The organism is Pseudomonas sp. ML2-2023-6, from assembly GCF_037055265.1.
GTDB classification, from domain to species: domain Bacteria; phylum Pseudomonadota; class Gammaproteobacteria; order Pseudomonadales; family Pseudomonadaceae; genus Aquipseudomonas; species Aquipseudomonas kulmbachensis.
Map to the genome: position 1 here is coordinate 1,555,159 of NZ_CP146347.1, position 18,043 is coordinate 1,573,201.

At 57.1% G+C, this 18,043-nt stretch carries 20 protein-coding genes; 12 read left to right on the plus strand and 8 right to left on the minus strand.

Annotated features, from left to right (window positions below; translation table 11 throughout):
- Window positions 1-84 precede the first annotated feature (84 nt).
- Together V6L79_RS07190 and V6L79_RS07195 are read left to right on the plus strand one after the other, a co-directional pair.
- On the plus strand, window positions 85-993 hold the full coding sequence (locus V6L79_RS07190; protein ID WP_261740985.1) for a MurR/RpiR family transcriptional regulator: 909 nt from the start codon (window positions 85-87) through the stop codon (window positions 991-993).
- 189 nt (window positions 994-1,182) lie between these two features.
- Window positions 1,183-1,905 (plus strand): OmpA family protein, encoded by a 723-nt coding sequence (locus V6L79_RS07195; RefSeq protein WP_338580001.1) that lies wholly within the window; start codon window positions 1,183-1,185, stop codon window positions 1,903-1,905.
- A 167-nt stretch (window positions 1,906-2,072) separates the two neighbouring features.
- Here V6L79_RS07195 and V6L79_RS07200 read toward each other — a convergent pair whose 3' ends face one another.
- Window positions 2,073-2,507 carry a YhcB family protein gene (locus tag V6L79_RS07200; protein WP_261740987.1) on the minus strand — a complete coding sequence of 145 codons (435 nt, stop codon included), beginning with the start codon at window positions 2,505-2,507 and terminating at the stop codon, window positions 2,073-2,075.
- 139 nt (window positions 2,508-2,646) lie between these two features.
- Between V6L79_RS07200 and V6L79_RS07205 the strand changes: the two genes are divergently transcribed.
- The 3 genes from V6L79_RS07205 to zapE all read left to right on the plus strand — a co-directional run bounded on the left by V6L79_RS07205 (window position 2,647) and on the right by zapE (window position 5,848).
- The gene (locus tag V6L79_RS07205; RefSeq protein WP_261740988.1) at window positions 2,647-3,282 is read left to right on the plus strand and encodes an alpha/beta hydrolase; all 636 of its coding nucleotides are present in this window, start codon (window positions 2,647-2,649) and stop codon (window positions 3,280-3,282) included.
- A 24-nt stretch (window positions 3,283-3,306) separates the two neighbouring features.
- On the plus strand, window positions 3,307-4,662 hold the full coding sequence (locus V6L79_RS07210; RefSeq protein WP_321835841.1) for a tryptophan--tRNA ligase: 1,356 nt from the start codon (window positions 3,307-3,309) through the stop codon (window positions 4,660-4,662).
- Between the two features lie 91 nt (window positions 4,663-4,753).
- On the plus strand, window positions 4,754-5,848 hold the full coding sequence (gene zapE, locus V6L79_RS07215) for a cell division protein ZapE (RefSeq protein WP_261740990.1): 1,095 nt from the start codon (window positions 4,754-4,756) through the stop codon (window positions 5,846-5,848).
- Between the two features lie 70 nt (window positions 5,849-5,918).
- Here zapE and V6L79_RS07220 read toward each other — a convergent pair whose 3' ends face one another.
- The 3 genes from V6L79_RS07220 to V6L79_RS07230 form a co-directional block, all read right to left on the minus strand.
- Window positions 5,919-6,926, minus strand: a complete 1,008-nt coding sequence (locus V6L79_RS07220) for an asparaginase (protein WP_338580002.1) — start codon at window positions 6,924-6,926, stop codon at window positions 5,919-5,921.
- A gap of 150 nt (window positions 6,927-7,076) precedes the next feature.
- On the minus strand, window positions 7,077-7,997 hold the full coding sequence (locus V6L79_RS07225; protein WP_261742370.1) for a GlxA family transcriptional regulator: 921 nt from the start codon (window positions 7,995-7,997) through the stop codon (window positions 7,077-7,079).
- A 244-nt stretch (window positions 7,998-8,241) separates the two neighbouring features.
- Window positions 8,242-9,282, minus strand: a complete 1,041-nt coding sequence (locus tag V6L79_RS07230; protein ID WP_261740992.1) for an NADP(H)-dependent aldo-keto reductase — start codon at window positions 9,280-9,282, stop codon at window positions 8,242-8,244.
- A 246-nt stretch (window positions 9,283-9,528) separates the two neighbouring features.
- Here V6L79_RS07230 and rplM point away from each other — a divergent pair, with 246 nt between their 5' ends.
- From rplM to V6L79_RS07265, 7 genes are all read left to right on the plus strand, one after another.
- Window positions 9,529-9,957: a 50S ribosomal protein L13 gene (rplM, locus tag V6L79_RS07235; protein WP_048359182.1), complete on the plus strand. Its 429-nt coding sequence runs from the start codon at window positions 9,529-9,531 to the stop codon at window positions 9,955-9,957.
- Between the two features lie 14 nt (window positions 9,958-9,971).
- On the plus strand, window positions 9,972-10,364 hold the full coding sequence (rpsI, locus tag V6L79_RS07240) for a 30S ribosomal protein S9 (RefSeq protein WP_003216038.1): 393 nt from the start codon (window positions 9,972-9,974) through the stop codon (window positions 10,362-10,364).
- Between the two features lie 253 nt (window positions 10,365-10,617).
- A complete protein-coding gene (gene petA / locus V6L79_RS07245) occupies window positions 10,618-11,217 on the plus strand; it encodes a ubiquinol-cytochrome c reductase iron-sulfur subunit (RefSeq protein ID WP_261740993.1) in 600 nt (199 codons plus the stop codon).
- Window positions 11,217-12,428: a cytochrome bc complex cytochrome b subunit gene (locus tag V6L79_RS07250; protein ID WP_261740994.1), complete on the plus strand. Its 1,212-nt coding sequence runs from the start codon at window positions 11,217-11,219 to the stop codon at window positions 12,426-12,428. The genes petA and V6L79_RS07250 overlap by 1 nt, the downstream gene beginning before the upstream one ends.
- A complete protein-coding gene (locus V6L79_RS07255) occupies window positions 12,428-13,207 on the plus strand; it encodes a cytochrome c1 (RefSeq protein ID WP_261740995.1) in 780 nt (259 codons plus the stop codon). The genes V6L79_RS07250 and V6L79_RS07255 overlap by 1 nt, the downstream gene beginning before the upstream one ends.
- A 186-nt stretch (window positions 13,208-13,393) precedes the next feature.
- Window positions 13,394-14,011 carry a glutathione S-transferase N-terminal domain-containing protein gene (locus tag V6L79_RS07260; protein WP_261740996.1) on the plus strand — a complete coding sequence of 206 codons (618 nt, stop codon included), beginning with the start codon at window positions 13,394-13,396 and terminating at the stop codon, window positions 14,009-14,011.
- 17 nt (window positions 14,012-14,028) lie between these two features.
- A complete protein-coding gene (locus tag V6L79_RS07265) occupies window positions 14,029-14,436 on the plus strand; it encodes a ClpXP protease specificity-enhancing factor (protein ID WP_261740997.1) in 408 nt (135 codons plus the stop codon).
- 54 nt (window positions 14,437-14,490) lie between these two features.
- Here the strand turns inward: V6L79_RS07265 and V6L79_RS07270 are convergent, their stop codons facing one another.
- From V6L79_RS07270 to V6L79_RS07285, 4 genes are all read right to left on the minus strand, one after another.
- Window positions 14,491-15,072 (minus strand): BON domain-containing protein, encoded by a 582-nt coding sequence (locus tag V6L79_RS07270; protein ID WP_261740998.1) that lies wholly within the window; start codon window positions 15,070-15,072, stop codon window positions 14,491-14,493.
- Complete coding sequence (locus tag V6L79_RS07275; protein ID WP_016779517.1) at window positions 15,069-15,662, minus strand: phosphoheptose isomerase; 594 nt, start codon at window positions 15,660-15,662, stop codon at window positions 15,069-15,071. The genes V6L79_RS07270 and V6L79_RS07275 overlap by 4 nt, the downstream gene beginning before the upstream one ends.
- Window positions 15,663-15,797: 135 nt before the next feature.
- On the minus strand, window positions 15,798-16,163 hold the full coding sequence (locus V6L79_RS07280) for a YraN family protein (protein ID WP_338580003.1): 366 nt from the start codon (window positions 16,161-16,163) through the stop codon (window positions 15,798-15,800).
- On the minus strand, window positions 16,163-17,938 hold the full coding sequence (locus V6L79_RS07285) for a penicillin-binding protein activator (RefSeq protein WP_321835843.1): 1,776 nt from the start codon (window positions 17,936-17,938) through the stop codon (window positions 16,163-16,165). Before V6L79_RS07285 ends, V6L79_RS07280 begins: the two co-directional genes overlap by 1 nt.
- Between the last annotated feature and the right edge of the window lie 105 nt (window positions 17,939-18,043).

Consider the following 18,043-nt stretch of genomic DNA (forward strand, 5'->3'; position numbering starts at 1 on the left):
ACTCGCGTCAGTCCACGCAAGCCCGCTCTCACAATTGATTGGGCTCAGCCCCGTCTTTTATCCACAGGTAATGTTGAGCCGGATATGCCAAGCCCATCCAAAAACACCACCATTTATGCCGCGCCAGTTATGCGCAAGCTGGCCGAGATCGTGCTTGATTTGCAGCCGTCATTGCGCAAGGTCGCGGATTTTATTCTGCGCCATCCGCTGCGGGCCGCGACGCTGACGATTGAGGAACTGGCCCACGAAACGGCTACCTCCCCAGCGGCAGTTAACCGGTTGGCCAAGGCTATGGATCTTGGCGGCTACACCGGCATGAAGGCCGAGTTGGTGGCAACGTTGCAGCAAGTGGTGTCGCCGGTCGACAAACTGCGCAACGAACTGGCCCATCGCCCCGACGGCGCGTTTGGCCTGCATGAGCAAATCCAAAGCGCCAGCAGCAATCTCGCTACAGCGGCGGCGAACAACCATCCGGACACGTTTGAAGCTTTTGTCACGCGCCTGATCAAGGCGCGCAAGATCTACATCCTGGGCTTTGGCAATAGCGTCTATTTTGCAGGCCTTGCGGCCTCGACCCTGATGCCGTTCTGTGCCGATGCCACGGCCATCAGCATGGAAGGCGGTAATGAAAACGCCGCGTACCGTCTGGCGGCGATTACCGATCAGGACGTACTGCTGGCCATCTCCCTGCCGCGCTACTCCATCGATACCATGCAGCTTTCACGTTTTGCCAGGGAGCGGGGCGCCTGTGTGCTGGCGATCACCGACTCACCGGCTTCGCCGCTGGCCAATATCGCCGAGCACGTCCTGTTTGCGCCTGCCGACCATCCGGTGATGACCAGTTCCAGCATCGCGGTGCTCGCCTTGATTGAAGGGCTGGTTGCGGGAGTGATGGCGCGAAACAAAGAGGCGGTCAAACTGGCAACCGAACTGACGGAGAGCGTTATGTCCTATCTGCATGTTCCCGTCAGCAGCAAGGCTTCCAAAAAGTAGCCAGGTGCATGACCAATCTTGGTGGTGTCTGGGTGTACGCGTTTGTGGGGGAGCGATCGGGCGGCTATGGTTTATTTAGTGCGAATGTAAACGGCCAAAGGAATTTTTACCGTTGGTCGTGATCCAACGCGAACAAAGGTCTAATGCCTATGACTTTTGCCCCCAGATAGTTTGATCAGGAGCGTCACCATGTTCATCTCGCGTCGTTTGATTGTTGCTGCAAGTGCGGTGGCCTTGCTGGCTGGCTGCGCTACGCCTAACCCGTATGACAATAACCAGGGTCAGGCTTCTACGGGCATGAGCAATACCGCCAAATACGGCGGTCTGGGGGCATTGGCCGGTGCTGTAGCCGGTGCCGCCATCGACCACAATAACCGTGGCAAGGGCGCGTTGATCGGCGCTGCTGTCGCGGGCCTGGGTGCTGCCGGTTATGGCTATTACGCTGACAAGCAAGAAGCGGCACTGCGTGCAAGCATGGCCAACACCGGGGTAGAGGTTCAGCGTCAAGGGGACAACATCACCCTGGTGATGCCGGGCAACATTACGTTCGCCACCAACTCGGCCAATATCGCCCCAAGTTTCTTCCAGCCGCTGAACAACCTGGCGAACTCGTTGAAGCAGTTCAACAACCAGAACCAGATTCAGATCGTCGGCTACACCGACAGCACCGGTAACTACAACTACAACATGCAGCTTTCGCAACAGCGTGCGCAAAGCGTGGCGACTTATCTGACGTCTCAGGGCGTTAGTGGTCAGTACCTGTCGGTACGTGGTGCCGGCCCTGCTGACCCGATTGCCAGCAACGCAACGCCTGACGGCCGTGCACAGAACCGTCGCGTTCAAGTCACCCTGGCGCCGATCCCTGGCATGCAGTACCAGCAGCAGCCGGGTCAGGTTCAGCAGTACCCGTAAGGTTCATTCTGCGATTGATCGCAGCCTTCGTTCCTCGTCAGCGGCAGATTCTGTAACCCTGTAGCCGCTGCCGAAGGCTGCGATCGAGCGCGTAGCGGTCGCTCAATAAAAAGCCCCGCGATCCTTGCAGATCGCGGGGCTTTTTATTGAGCGGCTGAGCGGAAGAATTACTTCTTCAGACCGTAATGCTCATCGAGCATGCCGGGGCCGTTCGGGCTCTTTGGTGCGTAGTCCAATGGCGGCTCGTTGCTGTGCGGCGGGGTGATGCGCTCGCGATGTGGTTGTGGCACATCGGAGTGCAGCGCCGCCAGCAGGCGTTGGCGAGTCTGCTCGTCCAGGGCCAAACGGTTGGCGCCCTCGGCGAGATGCTCTTGCACGTCCTGATAGCTCTGAGTGAGCTTTTTCACCAGATTTGCGGTGGTATTGAAGTGGGTAACCACTTCACTTTGATAACTGTCAAAACGTTCCTGGATGTCGTCCAGCTGACGCTGCGTGCGGTTAGGCACGGCATTTGGCAGCAGACGAGCGACCAGAAAACCAATGGCGACACCGGCAACCAGGGCTAGAGTCGGCAACAACCAAATCAAGAGCGAGTGTTCCACGAGTCCTTCCTCTATAAACGGCTTTGCTTTACGTTAACGGCTCGGACCTGCGCTGTATACCGCGATGCACTCGCAAATATGTCAGACAGGATCTATCAGCTAGACGAGTCGACCCAATTTGAGGTCACGGAGTTCCTTCTTGCTTACCCGCGAAACCCCCGTAGTAATTGATGGCCCGGTCGGCCAACTGGAAGCCTTGTACCTTGATTCTGCTGAGCCACAGGGCCTTGCGCTGCTGTGCCACCCTAATCCGGTGCAGGGCGGAACGATGATGAATAAAGTGGTTTCGACCCTGCAGCGCACTGCTCGCGATGCTGGCCTGATTACCTTGCGATTTAATTACCGTGGAGTCGGCACCAGCGCGGGCACTCACGATATGGGCACTGGCGAAGTCGACGACGCACTAGCTGCGGCGCAATGGCTGCGGGCCAAACACCCTGAATTGCCGATCACCCTGCTCGGTTTTTCGTTTGGCGGTTTTGTCGCCGCCAGCCTCGGTGGCCGACTGGAAGCCGCGGGTGAGAACCTGTCGCGCTTGATTATGGTGGCGCCTGCGGTAATGCGTTTGCGAGACGAAGACGCATTGCCCCACGACTGCCCGTTGACCGTGATCCAGCCCGAAACTGACGAAGTGATCGACCCGCAACTGGTCTATAACTGGTCAAAAGACCTGACGCGCCCCCATGAGCTGCTGAAAGTGGCAGAATGCGGACACTTTTTTCACGGCAAGCTGCCCGAGCTCAAAGAGTTGGTAGCGCCGCGCCTTTCGAATTGATTGCAGCCTGATAAGCGATTACCCATGACCACTCGTACTCGTATCCTCACCGGTATCACCACCACCGGTACGCCGCACCTGGGCAACTACGCCGGGGCCATTCGCCCGGCAATCGTAGCCAGCCGCGACCCCAATGCTGACTCGTTCTACTTTCTGGCCGACTATCACGCCTTGATCAAATGCGATGACCCGCTGCGCATTCAGCGCTCGCGTCAGGAAATCGCAGCGACCTGGCTGGCAGCCGGTCTCGATGTTGAGCGTGTGACGTTCTATCGCCAGTCGGATATCCCGGAAATCCCGGAGCTGACCTGGTTGCTGACCTGCGTGGCGGCCAAGGGCTTGCTCAACCGTGCGCACGCCTACAAGGCGTCGGTCGACAAGAACCTGGAAAACGGCGAAGACCCGGATGCGGGTATCACCATGGGGCTGTACAGCTACCCGGTACTGATGGCAGCCGACATTTTGATGTTCAACGCAAACAAGGTGCCGGTCGGTCGTGACCAGATCCAGCACGTTGAAATGGCCCGTGACATTGGCCAGCGCTTTAACCACCTGTTCGGCAATGGCAAAGAGTTTTTCGCCATGCCTGAAGCGCTCATTGAAGAGAGCGTGGCCACATTGCCAGGCCTTGATGGCCGCAAAATGTCCAAAAGTTACGACAACACCATTCCGTTGTTCAGTAGCGCCAAGGACATGAAAAGCGCGATTTCGCGCATCGTCACCGACTCCCGTGCGCCCGGCGAGCCGAAAGATCCGGACAACTCGCACCTGTTCACCTTGTACCAGGCGTTCTCGACGCCTGAGCAGTCGGCAGAGTTGCGCAGCGAGCTGTTGCAGGGACTGGGCTGGGGCGAGGCCAAAGAGCGCCTGTTCAAGTTGCTGGATGCCGAACTGGGCGAATCCCGCGAGCGTTACCACGACTTGATGTCGCGACCTGCCGACATGGAAGACATTCTTTTGGCTGGCGCGCAAAAGGCACGTAAAACCGCCATTCCGTTCTTGGCGCAACTGCGTGAGGCGGTTGGCCTGCGTTCGTTTGTCAGCGTGGCTCAAACCACTACCGCCAGCAAAAAGAAAGCTGCCAAGGGCCCGCGTTTTGTCAGCTTCCGCGACGAAGACGGCAGTTTCCGCTTCCGCCTGCTGGCCGCTGATGGCGAACAACTGCTGCTGTCGCGCAGTTTTGCCGATGGCAAAGCAGCCGGTCAGGTGACCAAGCAGTTGCAAGCCGGTGAGCCTCTGGATGTGCGCAGTGATGAGCTGAGCTTCAGCGTCTGGCTGGGCGACACCGGTGTGGCCGACAGCCCGGCATTTGCCGATGTGGCGGCACGCGATGCGGCAATCGAAGCACTGCGACTGGCCCTGGTGCCCGCGCAAGACTGAGAAAGTGCGACGTTTCGTCTCAGGTTTGATTGCCATTCTTAAGGGCCGTCGCTACAGTGTCGGCCCGTTTTTGTTGCCTTGCTAACGAATTATGACGCCTCTAGAACGATATCAAGTTGATCTGAAACGCCCGGACTTCTTCCACGATGCCGCCCAGGAAAACGCTGTGCGCCATCTGCAGCGTCTGTACGACGATCTCGTCGCTGCCTCCCAGAGCAAGCCTGGCGTCTTCGGCAAGCTGTTCGGCAAAAAAGACCGAGCGCCGGTTAAAGGCATTTATTTCTGGGGCGGTGTGGGCCGGGGTAAAACCTATCTGGTTGATACGTTCTTTGATGCCTTGCCGTTCAAGGACAAAGTGCGCACTCACTTCCACCGCTTCATGAAGCGCGTGCACGAAGAAATGCGCACCCTCAATGGCGAAAAGAACCCGCTGACCATCATTGCCAAGCGTTTCTCCGATGAAGCGCGAGTGATTTGCTTTGACGAATTCTTTGTGTCGGATATTACCGATGCCATGATTCTCGGCACCTTGATGGAAGAGCTGTTCAAAAACGGCGTAACGCTGGTTGCGACGTCCAACATCGTGCCAGACGGTCTGTATAAAGACGGCTTGCAGCGTGCGCGCTTCTTGCCGGCCATTGCACTGATCAAGCAGAACACTGAAATCGTTAACGTCGACAGCGGTGTTGACTACCGTCTGCGTCACCTCGAGCAGGCAGAGTTGTTCCACTTCCCGCTGGATGAAGCCTCCGAGAAGAGCCTGCGCGAAAGCTTCAAGGCGCTGACGCACAATTCGACCCGGGCAATTGAAAACGACGATCTGATCATCGAAAACCGCACCATTCGCGCTCTTCGCACCTGCGATGACGTGGCCTGGTTCGACTTCCGTGAGCTGTGCGATGGCCCGCGCAGCCAGAATGACTACATCGAGCTTGGCAAAATCTTCAACGCCGTGATCCTCAGCGGTGTTGAGCAGATGGACGTCAAAACCGACGACATCGCCCGACGCTTTATCAATATGGTCGACGAGTTCTATGACCGTAACGTCAAGCTGATCATCTCGGCACAAGTCGAGCTCAAGGATCTATATACCGGCGGGCGCCTGAACTTCGAGTTCCAGCGCACCCTCAGCCGTTTGCTGGAAATGCAGTCCCACGAATACCTGACCCGGGCGCATAAACCTTAATAGCCCGTGGGAGTGAGCCTGCTTGCGAAGTTCTTGTGATCTTCGCGAGCAGGCTCGCTCCCGCTTGCTTTCAGGTTTCGGCTGCCTTGAACCCCAGTCGCTGCAGGTGTTTGCCGACTTCTCGGCCAAGCCCTGAACCTATCAGTAGCCAGATCAGGATGCGCGCCTTGTATGGGCACAAAAGCCCGCACATCACCGCTCCGCGGTCGGTCAGGTCCAACTCGCTGCCGATAAACCCGCAAGACGCCTCGGCAGTCGAGCCTGAACCGGTTCGGGTGCCCACCAGAACCGGAATCTCCGTGGTGATCTGGTCGATCAGGTCTGCCCATTCGACACTTACGTTTCCGGCCCCGAAAGCGCTAACGACCAGCGCGTCATACCCCAGGGCAAGCACGTGTTCCAGTAGCACCGTATCGGTTGACAGCGATGCCTGCAGCAGTGCGACCTTGTGATGAATTGAGCGGGGTATGGGCAGCACTGTTCGTGCACACGCTTTGCGCAGATAGCAGGCACGGTGTTCGATCATCACCCCTGCGGGCCCGAAAAGCGGCGAACTAAAAGCCTCCAGTGCCATTGATGAACATTTGCGTACATGTTGCGCCTGATGAATCTGGGCGTTCATCACCACTAACACCCCGCGCTTGCGACTGTGAGTGTCGAGCGCAACCCTGGAGGCGTCCAGCAGGTTGGCAGGGCCGTCCGGGCTCGGCTGATCGCTGGAGCGCATGGCTCCGGTCAACACCAGCGGCACATCGGCGTTCCAGAGCAGATCCAGGAAAAATGCGCTTTCTTCCAGTGTGTCAGTGCCTTGTGTTATCACGATACCTTGCGCGCCCAGTTTCACTTGGTCCTGGGCCCAGATCAGCACCTCAAGCAGCAAGTTGAAACACAGAGATGCACTCGGCACCAGGCACAGAGTTTCGATGCGTACATCCAGCCCCTCGTGCAGCTGCACCATACCGCTGAACAGGGCTTCGCCGGCCTTGGTTCCAGGTTGTGTGGCGCGCATGCTCACGGTGCCACCCAGGGCGCCGATGGCGAGAATAGGCAGGGTGGTGTGGTTGAGTTTCTGCGGCATGATGGATACCTCCGCCGGGAGCCGGTCAAACCTCTTTTTGTTATTGCCCTCTGTGGAGGGCGTTTTCATCAGAGGCTTTTCGGTAGGGCGGAGGAATCAGATTGTTCCGTTTGGCGTGTAGGTCAACGCTGTAAATTAAACAGACCTGATTTACGCCGCTTGCAGGAACTGTTGACGATATTGGTTCGGTGACAGCTCGGTGTGTTGGCGAAACAGCCGTGCAAAGAAGCTTGCGTCGTCATAGCCCACATCGTAACTGATGGTCTTGATGCTTTTGCGCGAGGCCGAGAGAAGGCCCTTGGCGGTTTCTATGCGCAGGCGTTGCAGGTAGTGCAAGGGTTTGTCACCCGTGGCCATCTGAAAGCGGCGCATGAAATTACGGATGCTCATGCCGTGTTCGCGAGCGACGTCTTCGAAGCGGAATTTGTCGGCGAAGTGGTCTTCGAGCCAATGCTGGATTTGCAGAATGATCACGTCCTGGTGCAGCTTTTGGCCGCCAAAGCCAATGCGTCCAGGGGTGTAGTTGCGCTGCACTTCGTAAAGAATGTCGCGGGCCACGGCCTGGGCGATGTTGGCGCCGCAGAAACGCTCGATCAGATAAATGTAGAGGTCGCAGGCTGAGGTCGGACCGCCGGCGCAGTAGAGATTGTCTGCGTCGGTAATGTGTTTGTCCTGGTTGAGTTGCACCAGCGGATAGCGCTTGGCGAACGTGTCGAAAAAGCGCCAGTAGGTGGTGGCTTCTTTGCCGTCGAGCAACCCGGCTTCGGCGAGCCAGAATACGCCGGTGGCCTCTGCGCACAAGACGGCGCCACGAGCATGCTGTTCGCGCAGCCACGGCAGAACTTGCGGATAACGCTGGCAGATAGTGCCGAAATCCTCTCCGAAGGCCGGGAGGATGATGATATCGGTGTCCTCCAGGCCGCCATCGACGGGGAGTACAACGTCGCTGAAGCTGATCGCGGGTTTGCCGTCAGGGCTGACCAGGCGTGTTTCGAAGGTGGGGGTGAGCCCTCGGCCCAGTTGCTTGCCGTGACGCAGGCTGGCGAGATGAAAGAAGTCCTTGGCATGCATCAGGGTCGAGGCGAATACCCGATCGATGGCCAAAATACTGACACGCCGCAGGGGCGTGGAGAGTTGAGTAGACATAGACATTTTTGATTATTCTTATAGGTTAAATTGGTCAACTTACGGCTGGATCGTCTTATTTTTTTTCCTGTGTGTCTAGGGGTAAGGGCGGTTGCTTGTGCTTTTGCTTCTGTGGGAGCGGGCTGGCTCGCGACTCAGGCCCGCCCCAGCAGGGAGTAAGGCGGTTTGTTTAAGGCGCCGGGTTTGGCTGTTCCTTGTGGATCGCTTCGATGCCGGCGAGCACTTCATCGGACAATTTCAGACTGAAACTGTCGATATTGCTTTTGAGCTGCGCCATCGTCGTCGCGCCAATAATGTTGCTGGTGACGAACGGTTGTTGCGTGACATAGGCCAAGGCCATTTGCGCCGGGTCCAGGCCATGTTCGCGGGCTAATGCGACATAACGCTCGCTGGCAGCCACGGCTTGCGGGTTTGAATAGCGCGAGAAGCGGCTGTAGAGGCTCAGGCGGCCCTTTGGCGGTTGTGCGCCGCCACTGTATTTGCCTGAGAGCATGCCGAACGCTAGGGGCGAATAGGCGAGCAGGCCGCATTGTTCGCGAATGGCAATTTCCGCCAGGCCGACTTCAAAGCTGCGGTTGAGCAGGTTATAGGGGTTCTGGATCGAAACGGCGCGTGGCCAGCCACGGCTTTCGGCCAGCTGCAAAAACTTCATGGTGGCCCACGGCGTTTCATTTGACAGGCCTATGTGGCGGATTTTGCCGGCCTTGACCTGTTCGTCCAGCGCTTCGAGGGTGTCTTCCAGAGGGGTGAAGTCTTCGTCGGCGTTGTGCTTGTAGCCAAGCTGGCCGAAAAAGTTGGTGCTGCGCTCGGGCCAATGCAGCTGGTAAAGGTCGATCCAGTCGGTTTGCAGGCGTTTGAGGCTAGCGTCCAGGGCTTGCACGATATGGGTGCGGTTGTGCTTGAGGCTGCCGTCACGGATGTAGTCGATACCATTGCCGGGACCAGCGATCTTGCTGGCCAGTACCCAATCGGCACGATCGCCGCGTTCCTTGAACCAGTTACCGATATAACGCTCGGTAGTGGCATAGGTTTCGGCCTTGGGCGGGACCGGGTACATCTCGGCGGTATCGATAAAATTGATGTTGGCGTTTTTTGCGTATTCGATCTGCTCGAAGGCTTCAGCCTGGGTGTTCTGCTCGCCCCAGGTCATGGTCCCGAGGGCGATTGCGCTTACGTCCAGATCGGTTCGGCCCAGCTTGCGATAGTCCATCGGGTGCTCCTTCGGGTAAACAAACATAAAAGCAGGTTGTAATTTTTTGCGCAATCTGGATAATTGCCGTCCTCTTTCTGCGGTGGAAGTGATGCGCCGCCCGCCGAAGAATCTTGCCGTTGAACGGACGCGCTGACCCGAGCCCCCGATAGCGTCTGTATCCGGCTGCCTTTGACTTGTCAAAGTACGCACTATTCAGTAAGATCCGCCGTCTAATTTACAGGGCGGCCCCTGAGGCTATAAAGAATGAAAACTTTTACTGCTAAACCGGAAACAGTTACGCGCGACTGGTTTGTCGTCGACGCTGCTGGCCAGACACTGGGTCGTCTGGCCACCGAAATCGCGAGCCGTCTGCGTGGCAAGCACAAGCCTGAATACACTCCGCACGTTGACACCGGTGACTACATCGTTGTTATCAATGCCGAGCAGATTCGTGTCACTGGTGCTAAAACCACTGACAAAATGTACTACTCTCACTCCGGTTTCCCGGGCGGGATTAAGTCGATCAACTTCGAAAAGCTGATCGCCAAAGCTCCTGAACGCGTGATCGAGACCGCGGTTAAAGGCATGCTGCCTAAAAACCCGCTGGGTCGCGACATGTACCGTAAGCTGAAAGTCTATGCGGGCGCTGTACACCCTCATACTGCTCAGCAGCCCCAAGAACTGAAGTTTTAACGGAATAGTTCATTATGTCGGCGACTCAAAACTACGGCACTGGCCGTCGTAAAACCGCAACTGCACGCGTTTTCCTGCGTCCAGGTACCGGTAACATCTCGATCAACAACCGCACTCTGGAGAATTTCTTCGGTCGCGAAACTGCCCGCATGGTAGTTCGTCAGCCGTTGGAACTGACTGAGACTGTCGAGAAATTCGACATCTACGTCACCGTGATCGGTGGTGGTGTAAGTGGTCAAGCTGGCGCAATCCGCCACGGTATCACTCGTGCACTGATGCAGTATGACGAAACCCTGCGTGGCGCTCTGCGCAAAGCTGGCTTCGTTACTCGCGATGCTCGTGAAGTTGAACGTAAGAAAGTCGGTCTGCGTAAAGCGCGTAAGCGTCCGCAGTACTCGAAGCGTTAATTCGCAGCTTCGTTCAAAAAAGCCCAGTCTCCTTCGGAGCTGGGCTTTTTTTATGGGTGATGATTTCTTGGTGTGACAACTTGCCACATCCAGCAAACGCCTATACTACAAGGCTTGTAGCCGCCCCAGAGCGGTAATTACCTTGTAAGACTAGGGGCTTTTCATTACCATTCTGCAAAATTTTTATAAGTTCAGATGCAAATTTAGTAGATGCCTGATTTAACAGGCCACAAAGCTGATGGGAGAGGACTGAATGAGCAATGACGGCGTAAATGTCGGCCGGCGTCGCTTCCTCGTAGCAGCCACATCCGTGGTGGGTGCTGCAGGAGCGGTGGGGGCGGCGGTCCCGTTCGTGGGGTCGTGGTTTCCCAGTGCCAAGGCAAAAGCCGCGGGCGCACCGGTAAAAGTGAATATTGCAAAGATCGAGCCAGGGCAGCAGATGATTGCTGAGTGGCGTGGTCAGCCTGTATTCATTGTCCGCCGCACCGAGGAAATCCTGGCGAATCTGAAAAAGATTGAAGGGCAGCTAGCTGATCCTGAGTCCTTGAGTTCTGATCAACCTGAAAACTCAAAAAACGAGTGGCGGTCTATCAAGCCAGAAGTTTTGGTGTTGATCGGTATTTGTACTCACCTGGGTTGCTCGCCTACTTTCCGTCCGGAGGTCGCACCTGTCGACCTGGGCAAGGATTGGGTCGGGGGTTATTTCTGCCCTTGTCATGGTTCGCACTATGACCTGGCCGGCCGCGTCTACAAGTCGCAACCTGCGCCGCTGAACCTGCCAGTGCCTCCTTACTACTATGTAGATGGCAGTGACAGCATCATTGTCGTTGGCCTTGAAGGGGAGAGCGCGTAATGAGCAAGTTCATGGATTGGGTAGATGCCCGCTTCCCCGCTACCAAGATGTGGGAAGACCATCTCAGCAAGTATTACGCGCCGAAGAACTTCAACTTCTTCTACTTTTTTGGCTCCCTCGCATTGCTCGTTCTGGTTAACCAGATCGTTACCGGTGTGTGGCTGACCATGAGCTACACGCCGTCGGCAGAAGAAGCTTTTGCTTCTGTCGAATACATCATGCGTGACGTTGAATACGGCTCCATTTTGCGCTATCTGCACTCAACGGGTGCGTCGGCGTTCTTTATTGTCGTGTATCTGCACATGTTCCGTGGCTTGCTCTACGGCTCGTACCAGAAGCCGCGTGAGCTGGTCTGGCTGTTCGGCATGATGATTTATCTGGCGCTCATGGCTGAAGCCTTCATGGGCTACCTGCTGCCTTGGGGTCAAATGTCCTACTGGGGCGCCCAGGTGATCATCTCGCTGTTCGGTGCGATTCCGGTTATCGGTAACGACCTGACCCAGTGGATTCGTGGTGACTACCTGATTTCCGGTATTACCCTGAACCGCTTCTTTGCCTTGCACGTGGTGGCCTTGCCTATCGTGATTCTGGGTCTGGTAGTGCTGCACGTTCTGGCCTTGCACGAAGTCGGGTCCAACAACCCGGACGGCGTGGACATTAAAAAGCATAAAGACGAAAACGGCGTACCGCTGGATGGCATTCCCTTCCACCCGTACTACACCGTGAAAGATATCGTCGGCGTGGTGGTGTTCCTGTTTATCTTCTGCTCGATTGTGTTCTTCTTCCCGGAAATGGGTGGTTACTTCCTGGAAAAACCGAACTTTGAACAGGCTAACGCCTTTAAAACGCCGGAACACATTGCGCCTGTCTGGTACTTCACACCGTTCTACGCGATCTTGCGAGCCATCCCGGACAAGCTGCTTGGCGTCATTGCCATGGGGGCCGCGATTGCCGTTCTGTTCGTGCTGCCTTGGCTTGACCGCAGCCCTGTTAAATCCATGCGCTACAAAGGCTGGATGAGCAAGGTGTGGCTGTGGGTGTTCTGCATCTCGTTCGTGATTCTGGGCGTGCTGGGTGTACTGGCGCCAACCCCGGGCCGTACGCTGCTGTCGCAAGTGTGTACGTTCCTGTACTTCGCTTACTTCATTCTGATGCCGTTCTACACCAGGCTTGAGAAGACCAAACCGGTTCCGGAAAGGGTGACTGGCTGATGAAAAAGCTATTTGCTGTATTGATGCTTGCGGTGATGCCTGTGTTCTCCTTCGCGGCTGAACAGGGTGTGCACCTCGACAAGGTCGACATCGATGTTTCTGACAAGGCTGCCATGCAGGACGGCGCGCGTACGTTCGCCAACTACTGCATGGGCTGTCACAGCGCCAAGTTCCAGCGCTACGAGCGTGTAGCAGACGACCTGGGTATTCCCCATGAAGTCATGCTCGATAACCTGGTGTTCACCGGTGCCAAGATTGGCGACCACATGAACATCGGTATGCAGCCTGCTGACGCCAAGGCCTGGTTCGGTGCTGCACCGCCAGACCTGACGCTGGTAGCTCGTGTACGTGGTACTGACTGGCTGTACAGCTACCTGCGTTCCTTCTATGAAGACCCGTCCCGCCCTTGGGGTGTGAACAACAAGGTCTTCCCGAACGTAGGTATGCCGAACGTTCTGGCACCGCTGCAAGGTCGTCAGGTTGTAGGCTGCAAGCAAGTACAGATCGTCGAAGACGGCAAGAAGCAGTATGATCCGCTCACCGGCACACCTTTGACACATGAAGCGTGCGACCAGCTGACAGTGCTGCCAAAAACCGGCGCGCTGACTGAAGAGCAGTTCGATGAGAAGATCAAGAACCTTGTGACCTTCCTGGCCTACTCGGCCAACCCGGTGAAGCTGGAGCATCAGCGCATCGGTACTTACGTGCTGCTCTACCTGGCCTTCTTCTTTGTATTCGCTTATCTGCTCAAGCGCGAATACTGGAAAGATGTGCACTGATATAGTTACACGCATTGCTGTTAATCGTGCGCGCCCGAGGGTGTCTCTGAAAAGGTAACAGTGCAGGACAAGTGGCAAGCGGGGTCCAACGACCTCGTTTGCCCAGGTTCTGCGGTTATCGGAGGCTTCCCTTGGGCGCGTTCGTTTTTCCGCTCCCGATAATTTCAACAAGCGAGGAGGACCGCCATGGGCGTGACCAATCGGTTGGCCTGTTACTCCGACCCCGCCGACCACTATTCCCACCGAGTACGCATTGTGCTCGCAGAGAAAGGTGTCAGCGCCGAGATCATCAGTGTGGAGGCGGGCCGTCAGCCGCCGAAGCTGATCGAAGTGAACCCTTACGGCAGCCTGCCAACCCTGGTCGATCGTGACCTGGCGTTGTGGGAGTCGACTGTGGTGATGGAATATCTGGATGAGCGTTACCCGCATCCGCCGTTATTACCGGTTTATCCGGTGGCGAGGGCCAATAGCCGTCTGCTGATCCATCGCATTCAGCGCGACTGGTGTGGGCTGGTGGATTTGATTCTGGATTCGCGCACCAAAGAGCCTGCCCGTGTTCAAGCGCGCAAAGAGCTGCGTGAGAGCCTGACAGGTGTGTCTGCGTTATTTTCAGATAAACCTTTTTTCCTCAGTACCGAGCTAAGTCTGGTCGACTGCTGCCTATTGCCGATACTCTGGCGTTTGCCCATTCTGGGCATTGAATTGCCGCGGCCAGCCAAGCCGTTGCTCGATTATATGGAGCGCCAGTTTGCGCGTGAGACTTTCCAGGCGAGTTTGTCTGAAGTCGAACGCGACATGCGCTAAGGCTTTAGGAGCCCTCGATGAATTCAAGTCGACCTTATCTGGTGCGTGCGCTGTATGAGTGGATCGTTGATAACGACTGCACTCCGCACATGCTGGTTAACTCTGACTACCCGAAGGTACAAGTGCCTGCGGGTTTTGCCAGTGACGGGCAGATTGTCCTGAATGTTTCGCCAACCGCCGTGCGTCAACTGCACATGGACAACGAAGCAGTGAGCTTTGAAGGGCGTTTTGGTGGTGTGCCACACACGTTGTACGTGCCTATCCCTGCGATCCTGGGCGTTTACGCCCGAGAGAACGGCCAAGGCATGGTGTTTGACCTGGAAGAGCCTCTAGGGGGTGATGACGAGGTTGAGCCGGATGACGATGGGCCGCAACCCGAGCCGCCGCGCCCTACGGGCCGGCCAAGCTTGAAAGTGGTCAAGTAATAAAAAAGGCGACCTGAGAAGGTCGCCTTTTTTGTGTCTGGCAGTTGGGTGCTGTCAGTCGATGTACTCGAACAGTTTGACGATTTTCTGCACCCCGGAAACACCCTGCACCAGGCTGGTGGCGCGGGCAGCTTCTTGCTTGGTTACCAGGCCAAGCATGTAGACGATACCGTTTTCGGTGACGATCTTGATCCGTGAGCCGGGAATTGCGTTATCGGTCAGCATCTGAGTCTTGATCTTGGTGGTCAGCCAGGCGTCGTTGTTACGCGCAAGGATCGACGACGGGGCCATGACTTGCAGCTCGTTATTGACCTTTTTGACCCGCTGAACGGCGGCAGCAGCCTGCTCGGCCTGGGCCTTGAGGTCGGCGCGCGGGGTTTGGCCTGCGAGCAGTACGATGCCGTTGTAGCTGGTGACAACGATATGCGAACCGGTGTCCAGATCCGGGCTGGCCTTGGCCACGTTCACGGCGACCTTGGTTTCGATCAGGGAGTCGTCGATCTTGCTGCCGAAAGTGCGCGTGCCGCGGTCATCTTCAATGGGCTTGTCGCGGGTGGCTGTCAGTACCGAGCTGCAGCCGGCAGTCAGGCCGAGGCATAACGTCAGCGCGACAAGGCTAAGGCGATTAAAAGTCATTCTTCACTCCCGAACAGTTGGCTGTCGATCAGATCGCACAAGCAGTGGATCGCCAGCAGGTGGACTTCTTGAATACGTGCAGTGACATTGGACGGGACGCGAATTTCGACGTCCTCGGGCAGCAGCAGTGAGGCCATGCCGCCGCCATCGCGGCCAGTCATGGCAACGACGATCATTTCACGATCATGCGCGGCTTGAATGGCCTGGATGATGTTTGCCGAGTTGCCGCTGGTGGAAATAGCCAGCAGCACGTCGCCGGGTTGGCCTAGTGCGCGAATCTGTTTGGAGAAGATCTCGTTGAAGCTGTAATCGTTGGCGATCGATGTGATCGTCGAAGTATCTGTGGTCAGCGCAATGGCGGGCAGGCTTGGGCGCTCGCGTTCAAAGCGGTTGAGCAGTTCGGATGAAAAGTGCTGGGCGTCACCTGCTGATCCGCCATTGCCGCACGAAAGCATTTTGCCCTCATTGAGCAGGGCGTTAACCATCACCTGGCTGGCTTGCTCGATATGGGGGGCGAGCACTTCCATGGCCTGCTGCTTGGTGTCGATGCTGGCCTGAAAAAGCTGGCGAATCCGGGATTGCATGTCCATCTATGTGACCTTAAGTAGGGCGGCTGGTCGGGCGTGATCCAGGTGTTCCTGAGTGACTTCCCGGCACAAAAATGTGCAGCCAGCAAAGCAAAGCAAAATCGTTTAAAAAAGGGTGCTGGAATCGGCCTGGCAGCGTTATTGGCTGTCAAAGGCATTCCGTAGCCAGTTCAATTGGGGTGTTGCGCTGTCCATGGTCACCACGTCAAATCGGCATGGGTGATTGGCCCAGCGCGCCTGGCGCTGTAAAAAATACTGAGCGGCAAGTATCAGCTTTTGTCGCTTGCGAGCGTCAATGCTGGCCAGTGCGCCACCCCATTGCGCGTGTTGTCGGTAACGAACTTCGACGAATACTACTGTATCGCCGTCAAGCATGACCAGATCCAGCTCGCCACGCTTGCATGACCAGTTCTGCGCCAACAGGCGCAAACCCTGTTGCTCAAGATGCCGCAACGCCAGGCGTTCGGCATCCTTGCCAGTTTGCTGGCTTGAGCGCTCGGGCATCAGTTAGGAGTATCAGGTAGGCGTTGAGGCTGGCCATTGGTGAACTCGGCCCACGGCAGTTGACGCTCTACACGTTGCGCCGGGCTCATGCTCAGGCTGCCTGACAAGCCGTCAATCCGGCTATCGGGCAGGGCTTTCAACTGGCCCAGGCTCGATGTCAGGCGATAGGCGTCGATGCCCATTGCATACAGGCGCCCCAGGCTGCCGCCGGCTTGTGGCCATTGCGCTGTTACTTGCTGGCGCAACGGGTTTGCAGGGTCGAGCAGCCAAGGTGTTTCACAAAAACGGATACCGTTCATGTCGTTGTACTGATTTTGGTCGCCGCTGGCACTGAATACATGGGAGGTCGCGTAAACCGGGATGTCGCCTGCGTACTGGTAGTTCAGGGTCGGTTTGATCTGCTGGGCCTGCTGAGGGGTAGCGGCCAGGAAGATAAATTCCATGTCGTGGCGACGCGAAGGTTCGGCAGCACTGCCACCGGTTTTACGCAGTTGCACCAGGTCAGCAACCTGCTGGGCCAGTGCTACGGGCTTGTCGATATGCTCAACGCCGACGATGGTGCCGCCATGGGCTTCCCATTCCTGGCGGAACGCCTTGAGTACGCGATTGCCCCACTCGCCGACGGGCACCATGGCGCCAGCACGGGTCAGGCCGTCGGCCCGGGCGCGGCGAGCCACTTCGCGGGCTTCATCTTCAGCCGCCAGACCGAACTGGAACAGTTGTGCGGGGGCTTGTGCGCCCTCGCTGTAGTTCAGAGCCAGGGTGGTGATTGGCAGCTGTTGGCGGGTGCTGAGCTGTTTGACCAGTGGTTTTTCCAGCGGTCCCACCACCAGTTGCACGCCATCGGCTTGCGCCTTGCGATAGAACTCATCCAGCGATGTCAGGCGCGAGCTGTCATAGAACTGAATGCTCGGCGGGTTTTGTCCGGCCTGTTGAGCCTGGTAGTGGGCAGCCATAAAACCATCACGCAGTGCTTTGCTGACTGAGGCCAGTTGGCCCTCTTGTGGCAGCAGCAAGGCAATTTTGGTCAGCGGCTGGCTGGCCAGCTCCTTGAGTTTGATCAGCGGTGTTGGCAGTTGGATGGCAGCCGGATGAGCGGGGTTCTGTGCGCGCCATTGATCGATGGCGTTTTGCTGATCCTGCAGGGTACCAGCGCTCTTGACGGCCAATGCCAGGGACATCCATCCACCCAGTACATCGTTGCTCTGCGTGCGCAGTTGATCGACCGGCAAGGCGGCAACCAGTGCCCAAATGGCTTCATTGTTACTGTTGGCGGCATCGCCGGTCAGGCTTGAGCTCATCGCTGCGCGTTCGCGTGCGGCCGCCAGCGTCTGGCCGTCGGCCTCAAGGGCGCGGGCGTGAACGGTGTGCGTGCGTACTTGCAAGTCGGCTGGCAGCTCGCCGAGAACCGACATGCTCGGGTGGCTCAGTGCAGTCAGCGCGGCCTTGGGGTCGTTGCGGCTCATTGCCAGCTCAGCTGTCAGCGTGCTGGCAAATACTTGCTGGGCGGGTTTGAGCTGATCCAGCGGAACCAGGGCCAAAATCTGTGTGGCGCGGGCATTGTTCTGCTGGCGCAGAGCAAGGTCGGCAGCTGACAAGCGCAGCAGCGCGGCCTTTTCCGGATTTGTGCTCTCGGATGCCTGCTGGAGCAGTTGCTCAAGGCTGGCGTCCGGGGTCCGTGGAAGTTCGCCAAGGCTGGACGAGGGCGAGCTGGCGCAAGCCGCCAACAGGGCAGCAAGGCAGAGGGCAGTGAACAGCCGCAGGCAAGCGATCATGTAGTGTTCCTGATACTCGATCAAATGAGTGGAGAAGTGTACCCAAGCGTTGGCCGGGGCGCGATGTTACCGGCAATAAAGCCTGAATTTAGATGAGTTCTGTAC

Bases quoted from the DNA above. Each gene is read 5' to 3' on its own strand.
- V6L79_RS07270 (WP_261740998.1), bottom strand. From the start codon at position 15,072: ATGACTTTTAATCGCCTTAGCCTTGTCGCGCTGACGTTATGCCTCGGC.
- V6L79_RS07220 (WP_338580002.1), bottom strand. From the start codon at position 6,926: ATGCCGCAGAAACTCAACCACACCACCCTGCCTATTCTCGCCATCGGC.
- petA (WP_261740993.1), top strand. From the start codon at position 10,618: ATGAGCAATGACGGCGTAAATGTCGGCCGGCGTCGCTTCCTCGTAGCA.
- V6L79_RS07265 (WP_261740997.1), top strand. From the start codon at position 14,029: ATGAATTCAAGTCGACCTTATCTGGTGCGTGCGCTGTATGAGTGGATC.
- V6L79_RS07250 (WP_261740994.1), top strand. From the start codon at position 11,217: ATGAGCAAGTTCATGGATTGGGTAGATGCCCGCTTCCCCGCTACCAAG.
- V6L79_RS07195 (WP_338580001.1), top strand. From the start codon at position 1,183: ATGTTCATCTCGCGTCGTTTGATTGTTGCTGCAAGTGCGGTGGCCTTG.
- rpsI (WP_003216038.1), top strand. From the start codon at position 9,972: ATGTCGGCGACTCAAAACTACGGCACTGGCCGTCGTAAAACCGCAACT.
- V6L79_RS07285 (WP_321835843.1), bottom strand. From the start codon at position 17,938: ATGATCGCTTGCCTGCGGCTGTTCACTGCCCTCTGCCTTGCTGCCCTG.
- rplM (WP_048359182.1), top strand. From the start codon at position 9,529: ATGAAAACTTTTACTGCTAAACCGGAAACAGTTACGCGCGACTGGTTT.
- V6L79_RS07210 (WP_321835841.1), top strand. From the start codon at position 3,307: ATGACCACTCGTACTCGTATCCTCACCGGTATCACCACCACCGGTACG.
- V6L79_RS07230 (WP_261740992.1), bottom strand. From the start codon at position 9,282: ATGGACTATCGCAAGCTGGGCCGAACCGATCTGGACGTAAGCGCAATC.
- V6L79_RS07275 (WP_016779517.1), bottom strand. From the start codon at position 15,662: ATGGACATGCAATCCCGGATTCGCCAGCTTTTTCAGGCCAGCATCGAC.
- zapE (WP_261740990.1), top strand. From the start codon at position 4,754: ATGACGCCTCTAGAACGATATCAAGTTGATCTGAAACGCCCGGACTTC.
- V6L79_RS07190 (WP_261740985.1), top strand. From the start codon at position 85: ATGCCAAGCCCATCCAAAAACACCACCATTTATGCCGCGCCAGTTATG.
- V6L79_RS07280 (WP_338580003.1), bottom strand. From the start codon at position 16,163: ATGCCCGAGCGCTCAAGCCAGCAAACTGGCAAGGATGCCGAACGCCTG.
- V6L79_RS07255 (WP_261740995.1), top strand. From the start codon at position 12,428: ATGAAAAAGCTATTTGCTGTATTGATGCTTGCGGTGATGCCTGTGTTC.
- V6L79_RS07225 (WP_261742370.1), bottom strand. From the start codon at position 7,997: ATGCATGCCAAGGACTTCTTTCATCTCGCCAGCCTGCGTCACGGCAAG.
- V6L79_RS07260 (WP_261740996.1), top strand. From the start codon at position 13,394: ATGGGCGTGACCAATCGGTTGGCCTGTTACTCCGACCCCGCCGACCAC.